This is a genomic window from Acidovorax sp. KNOB132 (assembly GCF_057541515.1).
This window is the reverse complement of record NZ_BAAJYT010000636.1, coordinates 1-650: the sequence shown is the minus strand read 5'-3', so window position 1 is coordinate 650 and position 650 is coordinate 1. Positions and strand designations below refer to the sequence as shown.

General features: G+C 73.5%; 1 protein-coding gene. It reads right to left on the bottom strand.

Annotated features, from left to right (window positions below):
• The coding region (locus AC27IO_RS25140; RefSeq protein WP_498741334.1) for a ProQ/FINO family protein at positions 1-650 on the bottom strand (650 nt) is incomplete at both ends.

Here is a 650-nt window from a genome sequence, read left to right as displayed (position 1 = left end):
CGCGGCGCGCAGCTGGCGCGCGCGGTGCAGCGAGCGTTCGGCCGTGCGCGGGTCCATGCCGTACATGTCGGCGAACTGCGCCACCGTGCTGCCGCTGGCCTCGAAGGCACGCAGCAGCGCCTCGGCCTTGGCGTCGCGCTCGGCCACTTCGGCGAAGGCTTCGTCGAGCAGGGCATTGGCGGCCTCGTCGCGGCCCCGCACCAGCGCGTCGTACGCCTCGCGGGTGAGGCCCGAAGCCTCGTAGGCCTGCGCGATGCGGCGGCGCAGCTTGGCGGTCATGTCCTCGCCGTCGCGGGGCTTGCGGCGGCGGAACACTTCCAGCAGCGCGTGGTGCACATGCTCGGGGGCCATGGCCTCCACGGCATGGCCCTGCAGATCGTGGCGCTGGCGGCCTTCGGCCACCACCTGCAGGTAGCGCGTGGACCGGGTGTGGATGCCCAGGGCGAGCTTGAGCGCATCGCGCTCGAACAGATCGGGGTGGGCGGCCTGCAGGTCCTGGAAGATGCCGCGCTTGAGCGGCAGGAACTGCGCGCCGAACAGGTGCGGGTACAGCGCGGCCAGTTGTTCCAGTGCGGGATGCGTGCGGCGCGGGCCTTGCGAGCCTTGCGGGCCGGCGCCCTTGCCGTTGCGGGGGCGCGGCCTGCGCTGCG